General features: G+C 73.0%; 17 protein-coding genes. 16 read left to right on the plus strand and 1 reads right to left on the minus strand.

Annotation, left to right across the window (positions count from 1 at the left end; all coding sequences use genetic code 11):
- Nucleotides 1–24: 24 nt before the first annotated feature.
- Nucleotides 25–1,422: a Xaa-Pro aminopeptidase gene (locus OHA65_RS28915; RefSeq protein WP_327279114.1), complete on the minus strand. Its 1,398-nt coding sequence runs from the start codon at nt 1,420–1,422 to the stop codon at nt 25–27.
- Between the two features lie 173 nt (nt 1,423–1,595).
- Between OHA65_RS28915 and OHA65_RS28920 the strand changes: the two genes are divergently transcribed.
- The 16 genes from OHA65_RS28920 to OHA65_RS28995 all read left to right on the plus strand — a co-directional run bounded on the left by OHA65_RS28920 (nt 1,596) and on the right by OHA65_RS28995 (nt 19,797).
- Nucleotides 1,596–3,992, plus strand: a complete 2,397-nt coding sequence (locus tag OHA65_RS28920) for a collagenase (RefSeq protein WP_327279115.1) — start codon at nt 1,596–1,598, stop codon at nt 3,990–3,992.
- 127 nt (nt 3,993–4,119) lie between these two features.
- Entirely contained in the window at nt 4,120–5,280 is a 1,161-nt protein-coding gene (locus OHA65_RS28925; RefSeq protein WP_327279116.1) for an FAD-binding oxidoreductase, read from the plus strand.
- A 163-nt stretch (nt 5,281–5,443) separates the two neighbouring features.
- On the plus strand, nt 5,444–5,758 hold the full coding sequence (locus OHA65_RS28930) for a (2Fe-2S)-binding protein (RefSeq protein ID WP_327279117.1): 315 nt from the start codon (nt 5,444–5,446) through the stop codon (nt 5,756–5,758).
- A complete protein-coding gene (locus tag OHA65_RS28935) occupies nt 5,739–7,199 on the plus strand; it encodes an NAD(P)/FAD-dependent oxidoreductase (RefSeq protein WP_327279118.1) in 1,461 nt (486 codons plus the stop codon). Before OHA65_RS28930 ends, OHA65_RS28935 begins: the two co-directional genes overlap by 20 nt.
- A gap of 75 nt (nt 7,200–7,274) precedes the next feature.
- Entirely contained in the window at nt 7,275–8,198 is a 924-nt protein-coding gene (locus tag OHA65_RS28940) for a dihydrodipicolinate synthase family protein (protein ID WP_327279119.1), read from the plus strand.
- Nucleotides 8,199–8,214: 16 nt separating this feature from the next.
- Complete coding sequence (locus OHA65_RS28945; protein WP_327279120.1) at nt 8,215–9,219, plus strand: proline racemase family protein; 1,005 nt, start codon at nt 8,215–8,217, stop codon at nt 9,217–9,219.
- The gene (locus tag OHA65_RS28950) at nt 9,216–10,256 is read left to right on the plus strand and encodes a proline racemase family protein (RefSeq protein WP_327279121.1); all 1,041 of its coding nucleotides are present in this window, start codon (nt 9,216–9,218) and stop codon (nt 10,254–10,256) included. Before OHA65_RS28945 ends, OHA65_RS28950 begins: the two co-directional genes overlap by 4 nt.
- Nucleotides 10,253–11,212, plus strand: coding sequence for an ornithine cyclodeaminase family protein (locus OHA65_RS28955; RefSeq protein ID WP_327279122.1), 960 nt, complete (start codon nt 10,253–10,255; stop codon nt 11,210–11,212). Before OHA65_RS28950 ends, OHA65_RS28955 begins: the two co-directional genes overlap by 4 nt.
- Nucleotides 11,213–11,268: 56 nt before the next feature.
- Nucleotides 11,269–11,979 carry a GntR family transcriptional regulator gene (locus OHA65_RS28960; protein WP_327279123.1) on the plus strand — a complete coding sequence of 237 codons (711 nt, stop codon included), beginning with the start codon at nt 11,269–11,271 and terminating at the stop codon, nt 11,977–11,979.
- 148 nt (nt 11,980–12,127) lie between these two features.
- Nucleotides 12,128–12,850: a hypothetical protein gene (locus tag OHA65_RS28965; protein ID WP_327279124.1), complete on the plus strand. Its 723-nt coding sequence runs from the start codon at nt 12,128–12,130 to the stop codon at nt 12,848–12,850.
- Between the two features lie 269 nt (nt 12,851–13,119).
- Nucleotides 13,120–14,862, plus strand: a complete 1,743-nt coding sequence (locus OHA65_RS28970; protein WP_327279125.1) for an ABC transporter substrate-binding protein — start codon at nt 13,120–13,122, stop codon at nt 14,860–14,862.
- A gap of 22 nt (nt 14,863–14,884) precedes the next feature.
- The gene (locus tag OHA65_RS28975; RefSeq protein ID WP_327279126.1) at nt 14,885–15,889 is read left to right on the plus strand and encodes an ABC transporter permease; all 1,005 of its coding nucleotides are present in this window, start codon (nt 14,885–14,887) and stop codon (nt 15,887–15,889) included.
- Nucleotides 15,886–16,872, plus strand: a complete 987-nt coding sequence (locus tag OHA65_RS28980) for an ABC transporter permease (protein ID WP_405762687.1) — start codon at nt 15,886–15,888, stop codon at nt 16,870–16,872. Before OHA65_RS28975 ends, OHA65_RS28980 begins: the two co-directional genes overlap by 4 nt.
- Nucleotides 16,872–17,930 (plus strand): ABC transporter ATP-binding protein, encoded by a 1,059-nt coding sequence (locus tag OHA65_RS28985; RefSeq protein WP_327279128.1) that lies wholly within the window; start codon nt 16,872–16,874, stop codon nt 17,928–17,930. The genes OHA65_RS28980 and OHA65_RS28985 overlap by 1 nt, the downstream gene beginning before the upstream one ends.
- A gap of 101 nt (nt 17,931–18,031) precedes the next feature.
- Nucleotides 18,032–18,967: an oligopeptide/dipeptide ABC transporter ATP-binding protein gene (locus OHA65_RS28990; RefSeq protein WP_327285825.1), complete on the plus strand. Its 936-nt coding sequence runs from the start codon at nt 18,032–18,034 to the stop codon at nt 18,965–18,967.
- A 152-nt stretch (nt 18,968–19,119) separates the two neighbouring features.
- Nucleotides 19,120–19,797: an HAD-IA family hydrolase gene (locus OHA65_RS28995; protein WP_327279129.1), complete on the plus strand. Its 678-nt coding sequence runs from the start codon at nt 19,120–19,122 to the stop codon at nt 19,795–19,797.
- The last annotated feature ends 76 nt before the right edge of the window (nt 19,798–19,873 follow it).

The following is a 19,873-nucleotide window of genomic DNA, read 5'->3' on the forward strand; positions in this document are numbered from 1 at the left end:
TGGCCGCCCGCCGGCCCCCCGGCGTCAGCGGCCCTCCAGCAGGGTCCCCATCCACTCCTCGATCCCCGCGACCGTGCGGGGCAGGGCGCCCGACATCAGTCGGGCGCCCGTTGCCGTGACGACCAGGTCGTCCTCGATGCGGACGCCGATGCCCCGCAGCTCCGGCGGCAGGGTCTCGTCGTCCGGCTGGAGGTAGAGGCCCGGCTCGACCGTCAGGACCTGTCCCTCCTCCAGGACCCCGTCCAGGTAGGTTTCCGCGCGCGCCTTCGCGCAGTCGTGGACGTCCAGGCCCAGCATGTGCCCGCTGCTGCACAGCGTGTACCGGCGGTGCAGGTCGCCCCGCGCGTCCTTCAGGACGCCCCACTCGGCCAGGCCCTCCGCGATCACCCGCATCCCGGCCCGGTGGAAGTCCCGGAAGCTCGCGCCCGGCCGCAGCGCGGCCATGCCCGCGTCCTGCGCCGCCAGCACCAGTTCGTAGACCTGCCGTTGGACGGGGGAGAAGCGCCCCGACAGCGGGAGGGTGCGCGTGATGTCCGCCGTGTAGAGGCTGTCGGTCTCCACGCCCGCGTCCAGGAGCAGCAGATTGTTGCGGTCGAGCGGGCCGTCGTTGCGGATCCAGTGCAGGACGCACGCGTGCGCGCCCGACGCCGCGATCGTCTCGTACCCGGTGCCGTTGCCCTCCGCCCGGGCACGCAGGCCGAACACCCCCTCGATCCACCGCTCGCCCCGGGGGTGCGCCAGTGCGCGCGGCAGTGCCCGTACCACGTCTTCGAAGCCGGCGGCCGTGTGGTCGACGGCGAGTTGGAGCTGGCCGACCTCCCAGGCGTCCTTCACCAGGCGCAACTCGGAGAGGACGGCGGCCAGTTCCGTGTCGGTCGCGGCATTGCGGCCGCTCGGTGAGCCGAGGGCGTCCAGGTGGGCGCAGCGCAGGCCGGTGAGGCGCTCGGCCTCGGCCAGGTCGGGGCGGCGGCCGACCCAGAACTCCCCGTACCGGCGGTCCCGGTAGAACTCCTCGTTGCCGTCCGCGCGCGGCGAGCGGGGGCGCAGGTGGAGTACGGCCTCGTGGCCCTGCGGGCCCGAGGGCTCCAGTACGAGGACGTGGCCCACCTGGTCCTCGCCCGTCAATCCGGTCAGCCAGGCGTATGCGCTGTGCGGGCGGAAGCGGTGGTCGCAGTCGTTGGAGCGCACCTTGAGCTCGCCTGCCGGGATGATCAGCCGCTCGCCCGGGAAGCGCGCCGAGAGCCGGGCGCGCCGGGCCGGGGTGAGCTCGTACGCGGAGACCCGCGCGGCATCGGGGAGGGGGGACGGCGCCCAGTCGGCCGCCATGAACCGTGACAACTCCGGCGATACCGGCAGGTCGTGGCTGCCGATGTTGAGGCGGGAGACGGGGCTCGTTGCCGCGGGGGAGGGGGTGTCGGTCATGAGGGCTCCCTCAAGAAGATGCGAACTGGTGGGCGCACAGGTCTTGTCAGTGCAATTTCACATTACTATGTTACAGCTCACATCGCGGCACGTTAATCCCCGTCAAACGCCGTGTGACGCAGGGCAGTTCACGCACCACTTCCCCCACCTCCCTTCCCATCCAGGAGTCTTTGGTGTCTCAGCACAGAGCTGTGCGTACGTCTCTCCTCTCCGCCGCCGTCGCGGTGACGCTGCTCGCCTCCGCGGGCCAGGCCGTGTCCCAGACCGCCGACCGGGCACCCGCGGCCGCACCCGCCACCGCCGCCGTGCCCGGCACCTTCGCCTCCGGCGCGCCCGGCGCGAACCCGTTCGACCAGGTCGACCACCTCGCCGCGCCCAAGGAGGCCAAGCCGGCGCCGGCCCAGGCTCCCGGCGGTCTGGCCGCGGACGGCCGCATCCCCGGGGCCGCCCCCGCCGCCGCCCTCACCGGGCGCACGGAGCGCGCCGAGAAGAGCCGCGAACTCGCCGCCGCCCAGGCCGCCCCCACCGCGCGGAGCGTCGCCGCGGGCGTCCCCTGCACCCTCGACGGGATCACGGGCCTCAGCCCCGAGCAGTTCGCCGACTTCCTGGCCGACCCGGCCGTCACCGCCGACGGCTGCCTGCGCGGGCTGATCTGGACCTGGGACGCCCGGCTGGCGCCCGTCATGTCCGACGCGCACGTCCAGGCCGTCTCCCGCCGGATATCCGGCCTGGCCGCAGCCCACGACGGCCGGGGCTCCTCGCACCTGGAGGAGATGTTCACCTTCCTGCACGCGGCCGTGTACCACGACTTCTCGCGCTCCGAGATCGACCTCACCGACGCCGCGACCGTCGACGCCATGAGCCGGGCCGTCGCCGACTTCGGCGACGCCGCGCACACCTTCGACGCCACCGCGTCCAACGCCCGGACCCTGCGCGAGGCGCTCTACTCCACCGGGCCCGGCATGCGCCAGCGCCAGCTCGGCCTCATCAAGAAGGTCCTGCCCACCCTGGACGCCTCACACCCCGCGACCAGCGGCGATGCGGCCTGGGGCGGCGCGGTCCTCGCCGCCCTCACCGTCAACTACCTCGGCGTGTACCCGGGCAACCAGGACTCCGCCTTCCACGCCGCGGCCAAGGCCGATCCCGCCTACCGCGCCGCCTTCAAGGCCTTTGCCGGATACACCCACCTGAAGGGCACCGCGAACGCCTGGGCGGCCCGCGACGCGCTCGGCGAGTACGGCCGCTTCGGCCAGATCGACGGCCTGCGCGACCAGGTCACCGCCGACCTCGGCGGTCTCCTGGAGCCGGTCAAGACCGGGTGGGGCAGCGGCAGCGAGCAGTGGGCCAAGATCGTCTCCTGGCTGAACACCTACGAGGCGTGCAAGCCGTACGGGGTGTGCAAGGAGGACATCGAGAAGATGCTCTTCCCGAACACCTACAGCTACGACAACGGCGCCATCAAGGTCCGCACGGCCCTCGACCGGGCCACCGTCGACCAGCTCTACTACGCGAGCAAGCAGGTCAAGACGCAGTTCCACCGGGTCATCGGGACCGACCAGCCGCTGGCCGGCGACCCCAACACCACCCTGAACATCACCCTGTACGCCTCCCGCGCCGACTACGTGACCTACCAGACGATGCTGTACGGCTACGGCACCGAGAACGGCGGCATGTACATCGAGAACGGCGCCACTTTCTACACGTACCAGCGGCGCGTCCCGCAGGACTCCTCCCTCACCCTCGAAGAGCTCTTCCGCCACGAGTACACGCACTACCTCAACGGCCGGTTCGCCGTCCCCGGGTTCTTCGGCGAGGGCCCCTGGTACGAGGGCGACCGCACGACCGCCATGGACGAGGGCACCGCCGAGTTCTTCGACGGCGCCACCCGCGACAACGGCATCGCCGTCCGCAAGTCCCTGGTCAAGGGCATCATCAGCGACACCGCCGGCGGCGGCCCGCGCATGTCGGTCGAGCAGCTGCTGAACGCCACGTACGAAGGCGACGGCTTCCGCTTCTACAACTACGCGGGCACCTTCTTCGAGTTCCTGTGGACCGAGAAGCCCACGCTGCTGCGCGAGATGTACACCCACCTGCGCAACAACGACGTCGCGGCGTACGACTCCTGGCGCCACCGGATGGGTGCGGACACCTACCTCCAGCGCGACTACGACCGCTTCCTGGACGCGCAGATCGCCAAGGTCGACCAGCTCTACGTGCCGAACACCACCTTCACGGCCAACGACAAGCTGCGCGACTCCGCGCTGGCGAACGTGAAGTCGACCTTCGGGGCGGCCACGTACAACACCCCGGACTGCGTGGAGAACGGGGACCCGGGCAAGCGCCGGTTCACCTGTACCGGCCGGATCACCGCGAACCTGAAGAACTGGCGCAGTGACGACCAGAACTTCAAGGACATGTCGGAGACCGTGGACTACTTCATCCTCGACCGGGCGGGCGCTGCCTCCAACAACCTGGCCGACATGAACTGTTCTTTCGGTCCCGTGGAGATCTGGACCAACCACGTGGCGGGGACGTCGAGTTACAGCTGTGAGGGACCGCTGCGCAGCTGATCCGCAGACCGGGCCGGTCCCTTCCGAACGGGGGGAGGGGCCGGCCCGCGGTCCGGTCCGCGGACCGGACCGCAGGCCGGGCCGGACGAGCCTAGGCACCGACTAAAGAATGTGACATATTACTGCCGTGCCCAAGAGACATCCCCTGGACGTCGTGATCATCGGCGCCGGCGTCGTCGGAGCCGCGATCGCGTACTACGCGGCCCGCTCCGGACTCTCCGTGGCCGTCGTCGACCGCGGTCCCGTCGCGGGCGGGACGACGGGAGCCGGGGAGGGCAACCTGCTCGTCTCCGACAAGGAGGCGGGCCCGGAGCTCGACCTGGCCCTGCTGTCGGCCGGCCTGTGGCGCGAACTCGCCGCCGTCCTCCCGCGGGAGATCGAGTACGAGGCCAAGGGCGGCCTCGTCGTCGCCCCGGACGGGGCTTCGCTCAAGGCGCTGCGGGCCTTCGCCGAGGGCCAGCGCGCCGCCGGGGTCGAAGCCGTCGAGGCGGGAGCCGACGACCTCCGCACCCTGGAGCCCCACTTGGCCCCGGGACCCGCGGGCGGATTCCTCTACCCGCAGGACTCCCAGGTCCAGCCGGCCCAGGCGGCGGCCAGACTGCTGGCCGCGTCGGGCGCGCAGGTGCACCTCGGCGAGGAGGTGACCGCGGTCCTCCGCGCACCCGACGGGTCCGGCGCGGTGCGCGGGGTGCGGACCGCGCGGCGCGAACTACTCGCACCCGCGGTGGTGAACGCGGCCGGCACCTGGGGCGGCCGCATCGCAGAACTGGCCGGGGTGTCCCTCCCGGTGCTCCCGCGCCGAGGGTTCGTCCTGGTGACGGAACCGCTGCCGCGGGTGGTCCGGCACAAGGTCTACGCCGCCGACTACATCGCCGACGTCGCCAGCGGCTCGGCAGCCCTCCAGTCTTCGGCGGTGGTCGAGGGCACCCCGTCGGGGCCGGTCCTGATCGGGGCGACCCGGGAGCGCGTCGGCTTCGACCGCTCCCTGTCGGTGGAGGCCCTGCGCAGGCTCGCCGCGCAGGCGGCGGCGCTGTTCCCCGTCCTGCGGGACGTGCGCGTGCTGCGGACCTACCACGGTTTCCGGCCGTACCTCCCCGACCACCTTCCGGCGATCGGCCCGGACCCCCGGGCCCCGGGGCTGCTGCACGCCTGCGGCCACGAGGGGGCGGGCATCGGCCTGGCCCCGGCCACGGGCCTGCTGATCGCTGCCGCGCTGACGGGGGCCGAACCCCCGCTGCCGCCGGAGCCGTTCCGCCCGGACCGCTTCCCCCCGGAGCCGGCCCGATGACCGCCCCGCGCCCGGACGCCCGCCGCCGCGGGGAACGGTTCCCCCACCCGTCCTCCTCCCGTTCACCGGGCTCTGCCCGGACCCGCGCTCCACACGCGCCGGGTTGCGGGCGGAGCTCGATGCGGCGCAGCCGCGCACGTACCACGTCGAAGGAGAACGGTCGATGAGTCGGACCCCGCGTACCCTCGTCGGCGGAGCCCCCACCGCCACGTACGTGCTGCGTTTCGACGGGCGCGAACTCACCGCCCAGGCGGGGCAGAGCATCGCCGCCGTGCTGTGGGGCGCCGGGATCCTCGCCTGGCGGACCACCCGCGAAGGCGGCGCCCCGCGCGGGGCGTTCTGCGGGATCGGCAGCTGCTACGACTGCCTCGTCACCGTCAACGGCCGCCCGAACCAGCGGGCCTGCCTCGTCCCCGCCCGCCCCGGGGACCGCGTCACCACCCAGGAGGGAACCGGCCATGCCGAGCTCGGCGTCTGACGCTGCTGCGCCCGACCTCGCGGTCGTCGGCGCGGGCCCCGCCGGGCTCGCCGCCGCCGTCACGGCCGCCGGGCTCGGGCTGCGGGTCGTCCTCCTGGATGCGGGGGAGCGTCCCGGAGGCCAGTACTACCGCCATCCCGCGCCGGGGCTCGGGGCGGACCGTCCCGAGGCCCTGCACCACGGGTGGGCCGCCTTCGCCTCGCGCGAGGCCGGCCTGCGGGCCCACGTGGAGGCGGGCCGGATCACGTACCTTCCGGGCCACCACGTCTGGACCGTGGTCCCGGGCGGCGGCGGTGTCTGGACGCTGCACGCCGTCGCCGGCCCCGAGGAGGAGGCGGCGACCCTGCACGCCCGGGCCGTCCTGCTCGCCACCGGCTCGTACGAGCGGCAACTGCCCTTCCCCGGCTGGACCCTGCCCGGAGTGGTCGGGGCCGGCGGGGCCCAGGCCATGCTCAAGGGCGGGCTCGTACTGCCGGGCGAGCGGGTCGTCGTGGCGGGGAGCGGTCCGCTGCTGCTCGCCGTCGCCGGGTCGCTCGCGGCCGCCGGGGCCCGGGTGCCGGCCGTCGTCGAAGCCGCCGGGTACTCCGGTTACGCCGGCCACGTCCCCGCCCTGCTGCGCAATCCCGGCAAGCTCGCCGAGGCCGCCACGTACGGCAGCGCCCTGCTGCACCGGCACGTCCGGCTGCTCACCCGGCACGCCGTGACCGAGGCCCACGGCACCGGCCGGGTCGAGGCCGTCACCGTCGCCCGCCTGGACCGGGACTGGCGGCCCGTGCCCGGCACCGCCCGCCGGATCCCCTGCGACGCCGTCGCCGTGGGACACGGCCTCGTGCCCCAGCTGGAGCTGGCGACCGGCCTGGGCTGCGCCACCCGCAGCAGTGCCGACGGCACCGCCGCCCTGGTGCTGGACGCCGAACAGCGGACGTCCGTCCCCGGGATCTGGTCCGCGGGTGAGACCGGCGGCATCGGCGGTGCCCAGCTCGCCCTGCTGGAAGGGGAGATCGCCGCCCACGCGATCGCCGCCCACGCGGCCGCGGGCCATGCGGCCGCGGGTCGGGCCGGTGGCCCCGCCCCGGCCGCCCTGGTCCGCCGCCGCGCCCGGCTGCGCGCCTTCGCCGAGGCGATGGGCGCGGCCCACCGTCCGGGCGACGGCTGGACCGGCTGGCTCCGCGACGACACCGACGTGTGCCGCTGCGAGGAGGTTCCGGCCGGCCGGATCCGGGAGGCCGTTGCCGACCTCGGCGCGCGGGACGCCCGTACGGTCAAACTCCTCACCCGCTGCGGCATGGGTTGGTGCCAGGGCCGCATGTGCGGCCCCGCCGTCGCCGCCCTGGCCGGGGAATCCGCGGCGGCGTCCCCGGGCGGCGCGCCCGACCGGAGGCCGCTGTCCTGCCCGGTTCCGCTGCGCCACCTCGCCGAACTGCCCCCGGCGGACGGCTGATCCGCCCGGCCCGGCCCCTTGTGGCCCCTCACACCCACTAGTAAAATGTCACACACCACTCTAGGGAGCTCTCTCATGACGCACGCGCACACCCCCGCGCCCACCCCGCCCCGCACCCGCCCCTGGCACGGCATCATGGTCGCCACCGCCCTGCCCCTGCGCGAGGACCTCAGCGTCGACCACGACGCCTACGCCGAGCACGTCGCCTGGCTCATCGCCAACGGCTGTGACGGCGTGGTCCCCAACGGCTCCCTCGGCGAGTACCAGACCCTCACCGAGGCGGAGCGGGCCCGCGTCGTGCGCACCGCCGTCGAGGCGGCCGGCGACGGCTCGCGCGTCATGCCCGGCGTCGCCGCCTACGGCAGCGCCGAAGCCCGCCGCTGGGCCGACCAGGCCGCCGAGGCCGGGGCCGGCTCCGTACTCCTGCTGCCGCCCAACGCGTTCCGGGCCGACGAGGAGACCGTACGGGCCCACTACGCCGAGGTCGCCCGTGCCGGGCTGCCCGTCGTCGCGTACAACAACCCCATCGACACCAAAGTGGACCTGACGCCCGCCCTGCTCGCCCGCCTGCACGGCGACGGCAGCATCGTCGCCGTCAAGGAGTTCAGCGGGGACGTCCGCCGCGCCTACGAGATCGCCGAACTCGCCCCGGGCCTCGACCTGCTCATCGGTGCCGACGACGTCCTCCTCGAACTCGCCCTCGCCGGCGCGGTCGGCTGGATCGCCGGCTACCCCAACGCCCTGCCGCGCTCCTGCGCCGAGCTCTACCGGGCCGCCGTCGCCGGCGACGTCGCCACCGCGCTGCCGCTGTACAAGTCGCTGCACCCGCTGCTGCGCTGGGACTCCAAGACCGAGTTCGTCCAGGCCATCAAGCTCTCCATGGACCTCGCGGGACGCCCCGGCGGCGCCACCCGCCCGCCCCGCTTCCCGCTCACCGGGGAGACCGAGGCGGCCGTCCGCGCCGCCACCGAGAAGGCGCTCGCCGAGGGCCTCAACTAACCAGCCGGGGGACCCCATGCGTACGCGCCACATCTACCACGCGGTGGACTCGCACACCGAGGGCATGCCGACCCGGGTGATCACCGGGGGCGTCGGGGTGGTCCCCGGCGCCACCATGGCCGAGAAGCGGCTCCACTTCATCGAGCACATGGACCACGTCCGCACCCTGCTCATGTACGAGCCGCGCGGCCACTCCGCGATGAGCGGCGCCGTCCTCCAACCCCCCACCCGGCCCGACGCCGACTTCGGCGTGCTGTACATCGAGGTGTCGGGCCTGCTCCCGATGTGCGGGCACGGGACCATCGGGGTCGCCACCGTCCTCGTCGAAACGGGCATGGTGGAGGTCGTCGAGCCGGTCACCACCGTCCGGCTCGACACCCCGGCCGGGCTGGTGAGCGTCGACGTCCGGGTCGAGGACGGGGCGGCGACCGCCGTCACCTTCACCAACGTCCCCTCCTTCTGCGTCGGGCTCGACCTGAAGGCCGAGGTCCCCGGCCACGGCACGGTCACCTACGACCTCGCCTACGGCGGGAACTTCTACGCCTTCGTCGAACTCGACTCCCTCGGACTCCCCTTCGACCGGGCCCGCAAGGACGACCTGGTCGCCGCCGGACTCGCCGTCATGGACGCGATCAACGCCTCCGGCGACCGGCCCGTCCACCCCGAGAACCCGTCCATCGCCGGGGTCAAGCACGTCTACCTCGCCGCCCCCGGCTCCGACGCCCGCCGCTCCCGGCACGCCATGGCCATCCACCCGGGCTGGTTCGACCGCTCGCCCTGCGGTACGGGAACCAGCGCGCGCATGGCCCAGCTGCACGCCCGCGGCCTCCTGGAGCTCGGCGCGGACTTCGTCAACGAGTCCTTCATCGGCACCGAGTTCACCGGGCGGTTGATCGGGCGGACGACGGTCGGCGGACGCCCGGCCGTCATCCCCACCGTCACCGGGCGGGCGTGGATCACCGGCACCGCCCAGTACTTCCTCGACCCGTCCGACCCCTTCCCCGGAGGTTTCCTCCTGTGACCGCCGCAGCCGTTCGCACCGTGGACTACCACACGGCCGGGGAGCCCTTCCGGATCGTCGACGTCGTCGCCGCCGGCCTGCCGCCCGTGCCCGGGGACACCGTCGCCGAGCGCTGCGCCACCGCCATCGGCCCCGGGGGCTCCGGGACGGCGCCGCGCCGGAGTCCGCTGGACGACGTACGGCGCCTCCTCGTACAGGAGCCGCGCGGGCACGCCGGGATGTACGGCGGGTTCGTCGTGCCCCCGGACGACGACGGCGCCCACTTCGGCGTGCTGTTCTGGCACAAGGACGGCTACTCCACCGCCTGCGGCCACGGCACGATGGCGCTCGGCGCCTGGGCCGTGGCGAGCGGCCGTGTCGCCGCGCCCGACGACGGCGACGTCCAGGTGCGGATCGACGTCCCGTCGGGCCGGGTCACCGCGACCGTGCACCGCAACGCAGGCCGCACCACCGGCGTCACCTTCCGCAACGTCCCGGCCCGGGTCGGCGCCCGCAAGGTGCCGGTGGCGACCACCCTCGGCATGGCGGAAGTCGACCTCGCGCACGCCGGCGCCTGCTACGCGTCCGTCGCCGCCCGCGATCTCGGCCTGGAGGTCACCCGGGCCGCGCTGCCCGAACTCGTCCGCGCCGGGCAGGAGATCCGGGCGGCACTGGCCTCGCACCCCGGGACCTGGCACCCCGGCGGCCCGCTGCTCTCCGGCGTCTACGGGGTGGTCCTCCACGAGGAGCTGCCCGACACGCCGTTCGGGCCGCACCAGCGCAACGTCACCGTGTTCGCCGACGGGCAGATCGACCGCTCGCCCTGCGGGTCCGGAACCTCGGCCCGGCTGGCGCTGCTCGTCGAGGACGGGCGGCTCGGGGCGGGCGAGGACCTGCTCCACGAGTCGGTGGTGGGCACGGTCTTCACGGGCCGCGCCCTGCCGGGGGCCTCCCGCGACGGCCTCGTCACCGAGGTCACCGGCACGGCGTACCGCACCGGCGAGCACACTTTCGTCCGCGATCCGCAGGATGCCCTCGGCGCCGGATTCCTCCTGTGATCCCGCAGTTCGGGCCCGAGGAGACGGCCGCACTGCTCACCCCGGCCCGGGCCGCCGACGCACTGGCCGACGCCCTGCGGGCCGGGCTGGACCCGGAGACCTGCCCGCAGCGCACGGCCCTGCCGGTGCCCGGCGGCGAGCTGCTGCTGATGCCGGCCGCGACGGGGGCGTACGCCGGGGTGAAGATAGCCGGTGTGGCACCCGGCAACGTGGCCCTGGGCCTGCCCCGGATCACCGGCTCCTACCTGCTGCTGGACGGCCCGACGCTGTGCCCGCTGGCCCTGTTCGACGGCGCGGCGCTGACCGCCCTGCGCACCCCGGCGGTCTCGGCGCTCGCCCTGCGCCACCTGGCCCCGGCGGGGCGACCACTGCGGCTGGTGCTCTTTGGCACCGGACCGCAGGCGTACGGGCATCTCGAAGCGGTACGGGAGGTACGGGAGTTGGCGCAGGCGGTGGTCGTGGCCCGCAACCCCGTGGCCGGCGAGGAGCTGGCGGCGCACGCCCGCGCCCTGGGGGTCCCGGCGCGTACGGGAACCCCGGCGGACGTGGCGGACGCGGACCTGGTGCTCTGCTGCACCACGGCCCGCGAACCCCTCTTCGACGGGCGGCTGGTGGCGCCGGACGCGACGGTCGTGGCCGTCGGCTCCCACGAGCCGAACGCCCGGGAGACCGACACCGCCCTGGTGCGGCGGGCGGCGGTGTACGTGGAGTCGCGGGCGGCGGCACTGCGCGAGGCGGGGGACCTGCTGGTGCCGGAGGCGGAGGGGACGATCGGGCCCGGTCATATCAGCGGCACCCTGGCCGACCTGGTGGCGGGCCGGATGCCGGCGGCCGGACCGGCGGGTTGTCCACAGCTCTTCAAGAGCGTGGGCATGGCCTGGGAAGATCTCGCTGTGGCGGTGGCGATGTTTCGCGCCGCGGGAGCCACCACCGCTCGGGGGATAAGCGCAACGTGACATTGTACGCTGTTCCTCTGCACTTGGTGGTGCACGGCCGGTTCGGAGGAAGAGCAATGGGTGACCTGAAGCAGCACAGTCTCATCAAGGCCCAGGAACGGCTCCGCGACCAGGTCGGCCACGCCCTTCGAGCAGCCCTGATAGCGGGCGAACTGCGCCCCGGCAGCGTCTACTCGGCACCCGGCCTCGCCGCCGAACTCGGGGTCTCCGCCACACCCGTCCGCGAGGCGATGCTCGACCTGGCCCGCGAGGGCCTGGTGGAACCCGTCCGCAACAAGGGATTCCGGATCACCGAGGTCAGCGAGCGCGACCTGGACCAGTACACCGAACTGCGCACGATGATCGAGGTGCCGACCATCGGCCGGATCACGAAGATCGCCACGACGGAGCAGCTGGAGGCCCTGCGGCCCATCGCGGAGGAGATCGTCACCAGCGCCCGCGAGCACAACCTCATCGGCTACCTGGAGGCGGACCGCCGCTTCCACCTCTCCCTGCTCGCCCTGGCCGGCAACGACCGGCTGGTCGAAACGGTCGGCGACCTGCGCAAGCGCTCGCGCCTGTACGGACTGACGGGCCTGGACGAGGCCGGGAAGCTGGTCTCCTCCGCCGAGGAGCACATCGAGCTGCTGGACCTGATGATCGCCGGCGACGCGGAGGCGGCGGAAGCCTGCATGGTCCGTCACCTGGGTCACGTCCGCTCGCTCTGGGCCCAGGGTCGGGACGAGCCGGTCGGCCGCACCCCGGGAGGCCTGGGGTCGGGCGTCTAGGGCTGTCCGGACCGGTAGGGGGGAGGGTGCGCCGGGCGGGTGGGTCTCCTGGTGCCTGCGGGTGACGGCCGTGAACGGAGGTTGATTCCGCCCGGAATCCGTCTATCAACACAGCGTCCTGTGCACCGAGCGATGGGTTGTGCCGACTGTGTTGAAGACTGCGTTTCGGATCGCTTCCACCACTGTCCTGGTCACCGTCTCGTTGGCGTTCGGCTCGCCCGCCGGCGCCGCGGCGGATCCGTACCCGGGCACCCCGCAGCAGATCCGTGATACCGGCCCCTGCGGCCCGACCGGCGCCTACCATGCGTCGGAGTGGCTGCAGACCACGACGGACCCCGGTCTCCGGCCGGAGGTGGACCTCGCCGCGGTGAGCGAGGGCTGGTACTGGCGGCACGACGGGAACACGCTGTGGCGGGGAGATACGCGGCCCCCCCAAACGATCTTCGCCAACGGCTTCGCCCCGCGGGGCACGGACCTCACCCCGCTGGCGCAGTGGATCGTCGGGGGAAGCGGGCAGCAGAACGCCGCGCACGTGAGCACCAGTTGCGAGCGGTGGGTGGCGCAGGAATTCGCCACGGGCGGCGGGAACGACGGCTGGGTCTACGCGATCCAGGCTCCCGGCGGGATCGACATCAACGCCACCGCACGGCAGACGGGCCTCCAGTCGCAGTACCTGTGGAACAAGGAGATCGACTTCCCCGGCGGCATCGAAGCCAGGTTCATCGAGGGGGCCTGCCAGTACCACCTCGTCGGCATCGACCCGAAGACGAACGACAGGATCTACCAGAACCTCGGCTGTGTGACGAACAGCAACTTCCATCCGGCGCTGAGCAAGCGCAAGGAAAAGCAGTCGGCCGGTGCGCCGCGCTGAGCTGATCCCCGGCGGGAGCGGGTGCCGCTCCGGCCGTTCGTCGTGACGCGCAGCGCCAGGTGGTGACGGGTCGACGGCCCTCGACCGCCTGGCGCTGCGCGCCGTTCGGCAGTCGCCGCACTCGGGCTGCCCGGCGGCGCCAACTCACTTTTGAGGGGCCGGATTTGGATACGGCTGGATAACGGCGACGCCAGCCTCTTGTCAGTACAATTTCACATTACTATGTTACCGGTCACATCATAGAGCGCGGCCCTTCACTGGAGTGACCCATGACCAAGCGCACCCAACTCGCCCTCGCCACCGCCCTGGTGGCGTCACTCGCACTCGGTGCCTCGGGCTGCTCCGACCCCAAGAAGGGCTCATCCGGCGCCGGCGCGAGCAACCCCGCCGCCGGCAACGACGGCAAGGTCCTCGGCGGGACCCCGGTCAAGGGCGGGACCCTGACCGTGCTGTCCAACCAGGACTTCTCCCACCTCGACCCCGCCCGCAACTGGACGATGCCGACGATGGACTTCGGCACCCGCCTCCTCTACCGCACGCTCGTCACCTTCAAGGCCGAGCCCGGCAAGGCCGGCAGCGAGCTCGTCCCCGACCTCGCCACCGACCTCGGCACCCCCTCCAACGGCGGCAAGACCTGGACCTTCACCCTCAAGGAGGGCGTGAAGTACGAGGACGGCTCCCCGATCAAGGCGCAGGACATCAAGTACAACGTCGAGCGCTCCTTCGCCCCCGACCTCACCGGCGGCCCCGACTACGCCGCCCAGTACCTGGTCGGCGGCGAGGGCTACAAGGGCCCGCTCCAGGGGCAGCACCTCGACTCCGTCAAGACCCCCGACGACCACACCATCGTCTTCGAACTCAAGCGTCCGGTCGCCGAGTTCTCCGCCACGGCCACCCTCCCCACCTTCGCCCCGGTCCCGCAGTCCCAGGAGAAGGGCACCCAGTACGACGCCCGTCCGTTCTCCTCCGGCCCGTACAAGATCGAGTCGTACGACCGCGACAAGAAGCTCGTCCTCGTCCGCAACGAGCACTGGGACCCGAAGACCGACACCGTAAGGAAGGCCTACCCCGACAAGTTCGTCGTGGTCATGGGCCTCAAGGGCGGCCAGATCGACGACCGCATCATCGCCGGTGAGGGCGCCGACGCCTCCGCCGTCCAGTACGCCGACATGCGCCCCGAGAGCGCCCCCAAGGTACTGCCGAAGCCGGAGGTCAAGGCGCGCCTGCTCGCCGAGTCCCAGGGCTGTACGGAGATGCTCCACCTGAACAACTCCCGCGCCCCCTTCAACGACCCGAAGGTCCGCGAGGCCCTCCAGTACGCCGTCGACAAGGAGGCCGTGATCACCGCGGGTGGCGGCCCGGCCCTCAACGAGGTGGCCACCGCCTACTTGCCCCCGGCGCTCTCCGGCGGCAAGCAGGCCGACACCCTGAAGATCCCCCCGGCGGGCGACCCGGCCAAGGCCAAGGAACTCCTCAAGGCCGCCGGAAAGGAGAGCCTGAAGGTCTCCCTCGCCGTCTCCACCGGCGACAAGGGCAAGGCCGAGGCCGTCCAGCAGGGCCTGTCCCGCGTGGGCATCGAGGTCGTCATCGACACCGTCGACCCCGGCGCGTACTACGACGTCATCGGCGACCTTTCCACCACCCCCGACATGACCCTCACCGGCTGGTGCCCCGACTACCCCTCCGGCTCCACCTGGATCCCCTTCGTCTTCGACGGACGGACCATCAAGGACAAGGGCAACCAGGGCAACTACAGCCAGTTCCGCGACGAGGCGACCATGAAGCGGATCGACGAGATCAACGCCATGGCCGACGCCAAGCAGGCCAACCAGGCCTGGATCGACCTGGACGCGGAGCTCATGAAGAAGTCGCCGTCCGTCCCGGTCCTGCTGGAGCGCAAGCCGCTGCTGGTCGGCCCCAACATCGCGGGTGCCTACGGCCACCCCGTGTGGACCGGCACCATCGACTACGGCACCGTCGGCCTCAAGGACCCCTCGAAGAGCCAGGGCTGAGGAAGAGGGAGCCCACGACACCATGACCACCACCGCACCCGGCGCCGACGGCCGCACGGCCCCGGCTCCGGATCCGGGCGGGGCGCCTGGCCCCGGCGCCGCCGAGGACGGGCCCGCAGCGGCAGCCACCGGCAGCAGCCCCTGGCAGCTCGCCCGGCGGGAGCTGCGCCGCCGCCCCGCCGTCCGCGTCAGCCTCTGCGTCGTCCTCCTCTTCGTCCTGATGGCCGTCACCGCCCCCTGGCTGGGCGCGCTCGGCGGCTGGTCCCCCGAGGAGTTCGACAAGACCGCCATCGACCCCTACCTCGGCGGCCAGCCCCTCGGCGCGCTCGGCGGGATCAGCCCCGAGCACTGGCTCGGGGTCGAACCCGTCACCGGCCGCGACCTGTTCGCCCGCGTCGTCCACGGCGCCCAGGTCTCCCTCCTCATCGCCTTCGCCGCCACCGCCATCGTCGTCGTCGCGGGAACCGCCGCCGGGATCGCCGCCGGCTACTTCGGCGGCCGTACCGACACGGTCCTGTCCCGCCTCATGGACCTGACCATGTCCTTCCCCTCCCTCATCTTCATGATCGCGATGCTGTCGGTGGCGAAGGACGTCAACCGGATCGTGCTCATGACCGCAGTCATCGGCGTCTTCGGCTGGCCCGGCGTCGCCCGCGTCGTCCGGGGCCAGACCCTCTCCCTCAAACACCGCGAGTACGTCGACGCCGCCCGCGTCGGCGGCGCGAGCTCCTGGCGGATCCTGACCCGGGACGTCCTCCCGGGCGTCTCCGGCCCGGTCATCGCCTACACCACCCTGCTCATCCCCGGCATGATCAGCACCGAGGCCGCGCTCAGCTACCTCGGCGTGGGCGTGCGCCCGCCCACCCCCTCCTGGGGCCAGATGATCGCCGAGTCCGTGGCCTTCTACGAGACCGACCCCATGTACTTCGTCATCCCGAGCACCTTCCTCTTCCTCGCGGTCCTCGCCTTCACCCTGCTCGGCGACGCCCTGCGCGACATCCTCGACCCGAGGGGCGGTCGCACGTGATCCTCTACCTCGCGCGCCGGCTGCTCGCCCTCGCGGGCGTCCTGCTCGCCATCGCCGCCGTCACCTTCCTCATCTTCTACGTGCTGCCCTCCGACCCGGCCGCGGCCGCCTGCGGCAAGACCTGCAGCGCCGAACGGCTGGCCGACGTACGCGAGTACCTCGGCCTCGACCAGCCGGTGTGGCGGCAGTTCACCGACTTCCTCACCGGGATCTTCACCGGCCGCACCCTCGGCAGCGGCCAGTACGCCGTCCAGTGCGACTTCCCGTGCCTGGGCTACTCGTACGAGAACTCCCTGCCCGTGTGGGACCTGCTCATGGACCGCCTCCCGGTCTCCGCCTCCCTCGCCCTCGGCGCCGCTGCGCTGTGGCTCGTCCTCGGCCTCGGCGCCGGGGTCGCCGCGGCCCTGCGCAAGGACACCGTCACCGACAAGGCACTGATGGTCGGCGCGGTCGCCGCCGCCTCGCTGCCCGTCTACTTCACCTCCGTGATGCTCATCTACGGGGTCATCCGGGTCGCCGGGCTGCTGCCCTACCCCACCTACCAGGCCTTCACCGACGATCCGCTCGCCTGGGCCGCCAACCTGCTGCTGCCCTGGACCGCGCTCGCCCTGCTCTACGCGGCCATGTACGCCCGGCAGAGCCGCGGCTCCATGATCGAAGCCATGGCCGAGCCGTACATCCGTACCGCCCGCGCCAAGGGCATGCCCGAACGCACCGTCGTCGTCAAACACGGCCTGCGCTCCGGGATGACCCCCATCCTCACCATCTTCGGCATGGACCTCGGCGGGCTGCTCGCCGGCGCCGTCATCACCGAGTCCATCTTCGGACTGCCGGGCATCGGGCGGCTGTTCTACGGGGCGCTGGTCAGCTCGGACCAGCCGGTCGTCCTCGGGGTCACCCTGCTCGCCGCCTTCTTCATCGTCGTCGCCAACCTCGTCGTCGACCTCCTGTACGCCGTCATCGACCCGAGGGTGAGGTACTGATGGCCGCCCTGCTGGAAGTACGCGATCTGCGCGTCACGTTCGCCACCCCGCGCGGCCCCGTACGGGCCGTCGACTCGCTCGGCTTCACGGTGGAGGCCGGGCGGACCCTCGGCATCGTCGGGGAGTCCGGCTCCGGCAAGTCCGTCACCTCGCTCGCCGTCATGGGCCTGCACCGGGACGCCGAGATCGGCGGCTCCATCGCACTGTCCGGGCAGGAGCTCACCGGGATGTCCGAGAAGGAGCTGTCCCGGCTGCGCGGCCGGAAGATGGCCATGATCTTCCAGGACCCCCTGTCCAGCCTGCACCCCTACTACACGGTCGGCGAGCAGATCGCCGAGCACTTCCGCGTGCACTTCAAGGCCGGCCGGGCCGCCGCGCGCAAGCGGGCCGTGGACATGCTCGGCGAGGTCGGCATCCCGGAACCGGCCCGCAGGGCCGGGGAGTACCCGCACCAGTTCTCCGGTGGCATGCGCCAGCGCGCGATGATCGCCATGGCCCTGGCCTGCGAGCCCGACCTGCTGATCGCGGACGAGCCCACCACGGCCCTCGACGTGACCGTGCAGGCGCAGATCCTGGAGCTCATCGCACGGCTCCAGCAGGAACGCGGCCTCGGCGTCGTGATGATCACCCACGACCTGGGGGTGGTCGCCCGCGTCGCCCACGAGGTACTGGTCATGTACGGCGGCCGGGCCGCCGAACAGGCCGGGGTCGACGAGCTGTTCGCCGACCCCGCGCACCCGTACACGCGGGGCCTGCTCGACTCGCTGCCCCGGCTCGACGACGCCGACGACGCACCCCTGCGGGCCATCCCCGGCTCCCCGCCCTCCCTGCTCGCGCCCGCCCCGGGCTGCGCGTTCGCCCCGCGCTGCGGCCTCGCCGCCGCGGGCACCCCGGACCAGCGCAGCCGCTGCGCCACCGAGCGCCCCGAGCTGCGGGCCCACGGCACCGCCCCGCGCACCGCCGCCTGCCATTTCGCGGGGGCCGGAGCCCCGACGTCCGGCGTGGTGTCCGCCCCACCCGCCCCCACTGCACCGACCGCCCCGGAGGCGATCCGATGACCGTAGAGGCCCGCCCCCCGGACACCACCGCACGGGTGGACAGGATCGGGACGGACCCGGCCCCGCCGCCCGAGCCGCTGCTGTCCGTACGGGACCTCACCATGGCCTTCCCCGGCAGGCGCTCCGCATCCGGGCGCAGGGGGGCGCCCGTGCGCGCCGTCGACGGGATCTCCTTCGACCTCGCCGCGGGCGAAACCCTCGGCCTGGTCGGCGAGTCCGGCTGCGGGAAGTCCACCACCGGCCGGATGCTGGTGAGGCTGCTGGAGCCCACCGCGGGCAGCATCACCTTCGACGGCAGGGACATCACCCGGCTTCCGCAGGGAAGGCTCCGGCCGCTGCGCCGCCACCTCCAGATGGTCTTCCAGGACCCGCACTCCTCCCTCAACCCCCGCCAGACGGTGGCCCGGATCATCTCCGACCCGCTGCTCGTGCAGGGCCGGTCGGCAGCCGACGCGCGCCGCCGGGCGGCCGAGTTGATGGACCTGGTCGGGCTGATCCCGGAGCACATCGACCGCTACCCGCACGAGTTCTCCGGCGGTCAGGCCCAGCGCATCGGGATCGCCCGCTCACTGGCCACAAGCCCCCGGTTGATCGTCGCGGACGAGCCGGTCTCCGCGCTCGACGTCTCCGTCCAGGCGCAGATCGTCAACCTGATGGAACGCCTGCGCCGCGAACTGGGCCTGGCCTACGTGTTCATCGCGCACGACCTGTCGGTGGTCAAACGGGTCAGCGACCGGGTCGCCGTCATGTACCTCGGCCGGATCGTCGAGATCGGGGAGAAGCGAGCCCTGTACGAGAGCCCCCAGCACCCGTACACCCGGGCGCTGTTGTCCGCCGTACCGCTGCCGGACCCGGCGGCGGAGCGGCGGCGCGAGCGGATCGTGCTGCTCGGCGACCCGCCGAGCCCGGCCGCTCCGCCCCCGGGCTGCACGTTCCATCCGCGCTGCCCGAAGGCGCAGGAGATCTGCCGAACGGAGCGCCCGCTGCTCCGGATCGCCGCCTCGCGCGAGGTGGCCTGCCACTTCCCCGGTGACTGACGGGGATCCAGGGGGAGAAGGAGGGCCCCGGAGCCGACACGATCGGCCCGGGGTCCTCCCGCCTCCCGCCTTCCGCCTCCCGCCTTCCGTCTCCCGCCTTCCGCGGTACGACGGCCCGGTGGCATGATCACGACGTGACCAGTGTGGCGAGTGTGACCAGTGAGACCGGCGGGCCGACCCGGCCGGGCTCCGTGCGACACGTCCTCTTCGACGTCGACGGGACGCTGATCGACGCGGTGGCCAACCAGCGCCGCGTCTGGGAGACGTGGGCGGCACGTCACGGACTCGATCCCGTCGCCGTCCACCGGGTGGCGCTGCGGACGCGTCCCCTGGAGACCTTCGCGGAGGTGGCTCCGGAGCAGGATCCGCAGGCATGCCTGGCCGCGTTGCACGAGCTGGAGGACGAGGACGTCCGGTCCGGCGTCTACGCCGCCTTCGACGGCGCTGCGGAGCTGCTGTCCGGCCTGCCCTCCGGGCGCTGGGCGCTGGTGACCTCGAACTACGCGCACCGGGTGCGCGGGCGGTTCGCCCGCACCGGCCTGCCGGTCCCGGGCGTCGTCGTGGACGCCGCCTGCGTCGAGGAGGGCAAGCCGTCGCCCGTCCCCTACCTGCTGGCCGCCGAGCGCCTCGGCGCCAGGCCGCAGGACTGCCTGGTCATCGAGGACGCGCCGTCCGGCGTCGAGTCGGGGTTGCGGGCCGGCATGACGGTGTGGGGGGTCAACACCCCGGCTCCGGTGGACGGGGTGCACCGGCATTTCACGAGCCTGCGGGAGGCGGTGCCCGCGGTCCTCGCCTTCGCGGGGGGAGGGCACCGGGATCCCCTCGGCTGAGCTGCGTCGGAGGGCGGGCGGACGGTGGCTGCTGCGCCGGTGACGGGCCGCCGGCGCCCGCACCCGACGGTGCGCC

Origin of the sequence: Streptomyces sp. NBC_00045 (assembly GCF_045041095.1) — a bacterium.
Taxonomy (GTDB): domain Bacteria; phylum Actinomycetota; class Actinomycetes; order Streptomycetales; family Streptomycetaceae; genus Streptomyces.

Bases quoted from the DNA above. Each gene is read 5' to 3' on its own strand.
- OHA65_RS28915 (WP_327279114.1), bottom strand. From the start codon at position 1,422: ATGACCGACACCCCCTCCCCCGCGGCAACGAGCCCCGTCTCCCGCCTC.
- OHA65_RS28930 (WP_327279117.1), top strand. From the start codon at position 5,444: ATGAGTCGGACCCCGCGTACCCTCGTCGGCGGAGCCCCCACCGCCACG.
- OHA65_RS28935 (WP_327279118.1), top strand. From the start codon at position 5,739: ATGCCGAGCTCGGCGTCTGACGCTGCTGCGCCCGACCTCGCGGTCGTC.
- OHA65_RS28940 (WP_327279119.1), top strand. From the start codon at position 7,275: ATGACGCACGCGCACACCCCCGCGCCCACCCCGCCCCGCACCCGCCCC.
- OHA65_RS28945 (WP_327279120.1), top strand. From the start codon at position 8,215: ATGCGTACGCGCCACATCTACCACGCGGTGGACTCGCACACCGAGGGC.
- OHA65_RS28960 (WP_327279123.1), top strand. From the start codon at position 11,269: ATGGGTGACCTGAAGCAGCACAGTCTCATCAAGGCCCAGGAACGGCTC.
- OHA65_RS28970 (WP_327279125.1), top strand. From the start codon at position 13,120: ATGACCAAGCGCACCCAACTCGCCCTCGCCACCGCCCTGGTGGCGTCA.
- OHA65_RS28975 (WP_327279126.1), top strand. From the start codon at position 14,885: ATGACCACCACCGCACCCGGCGCCGACGGCCGCACGGCCCCGGCTCCG.
- OHA65_RS28985 (WP_327279128.1), top strand. From the start codon at position 16,872: ATGGCCGCCCTGCTGGAAGTACGCGATCTGCGCGTCACGTTCGCCACC.
- OHA65_RS28990 (WP_327285825.1), top strand. From the start codon at position 18,032: ATGGCCTTCCCCGGCAGGCGCTCCGCATCCGGGCGCAGGGGGGCGCCC.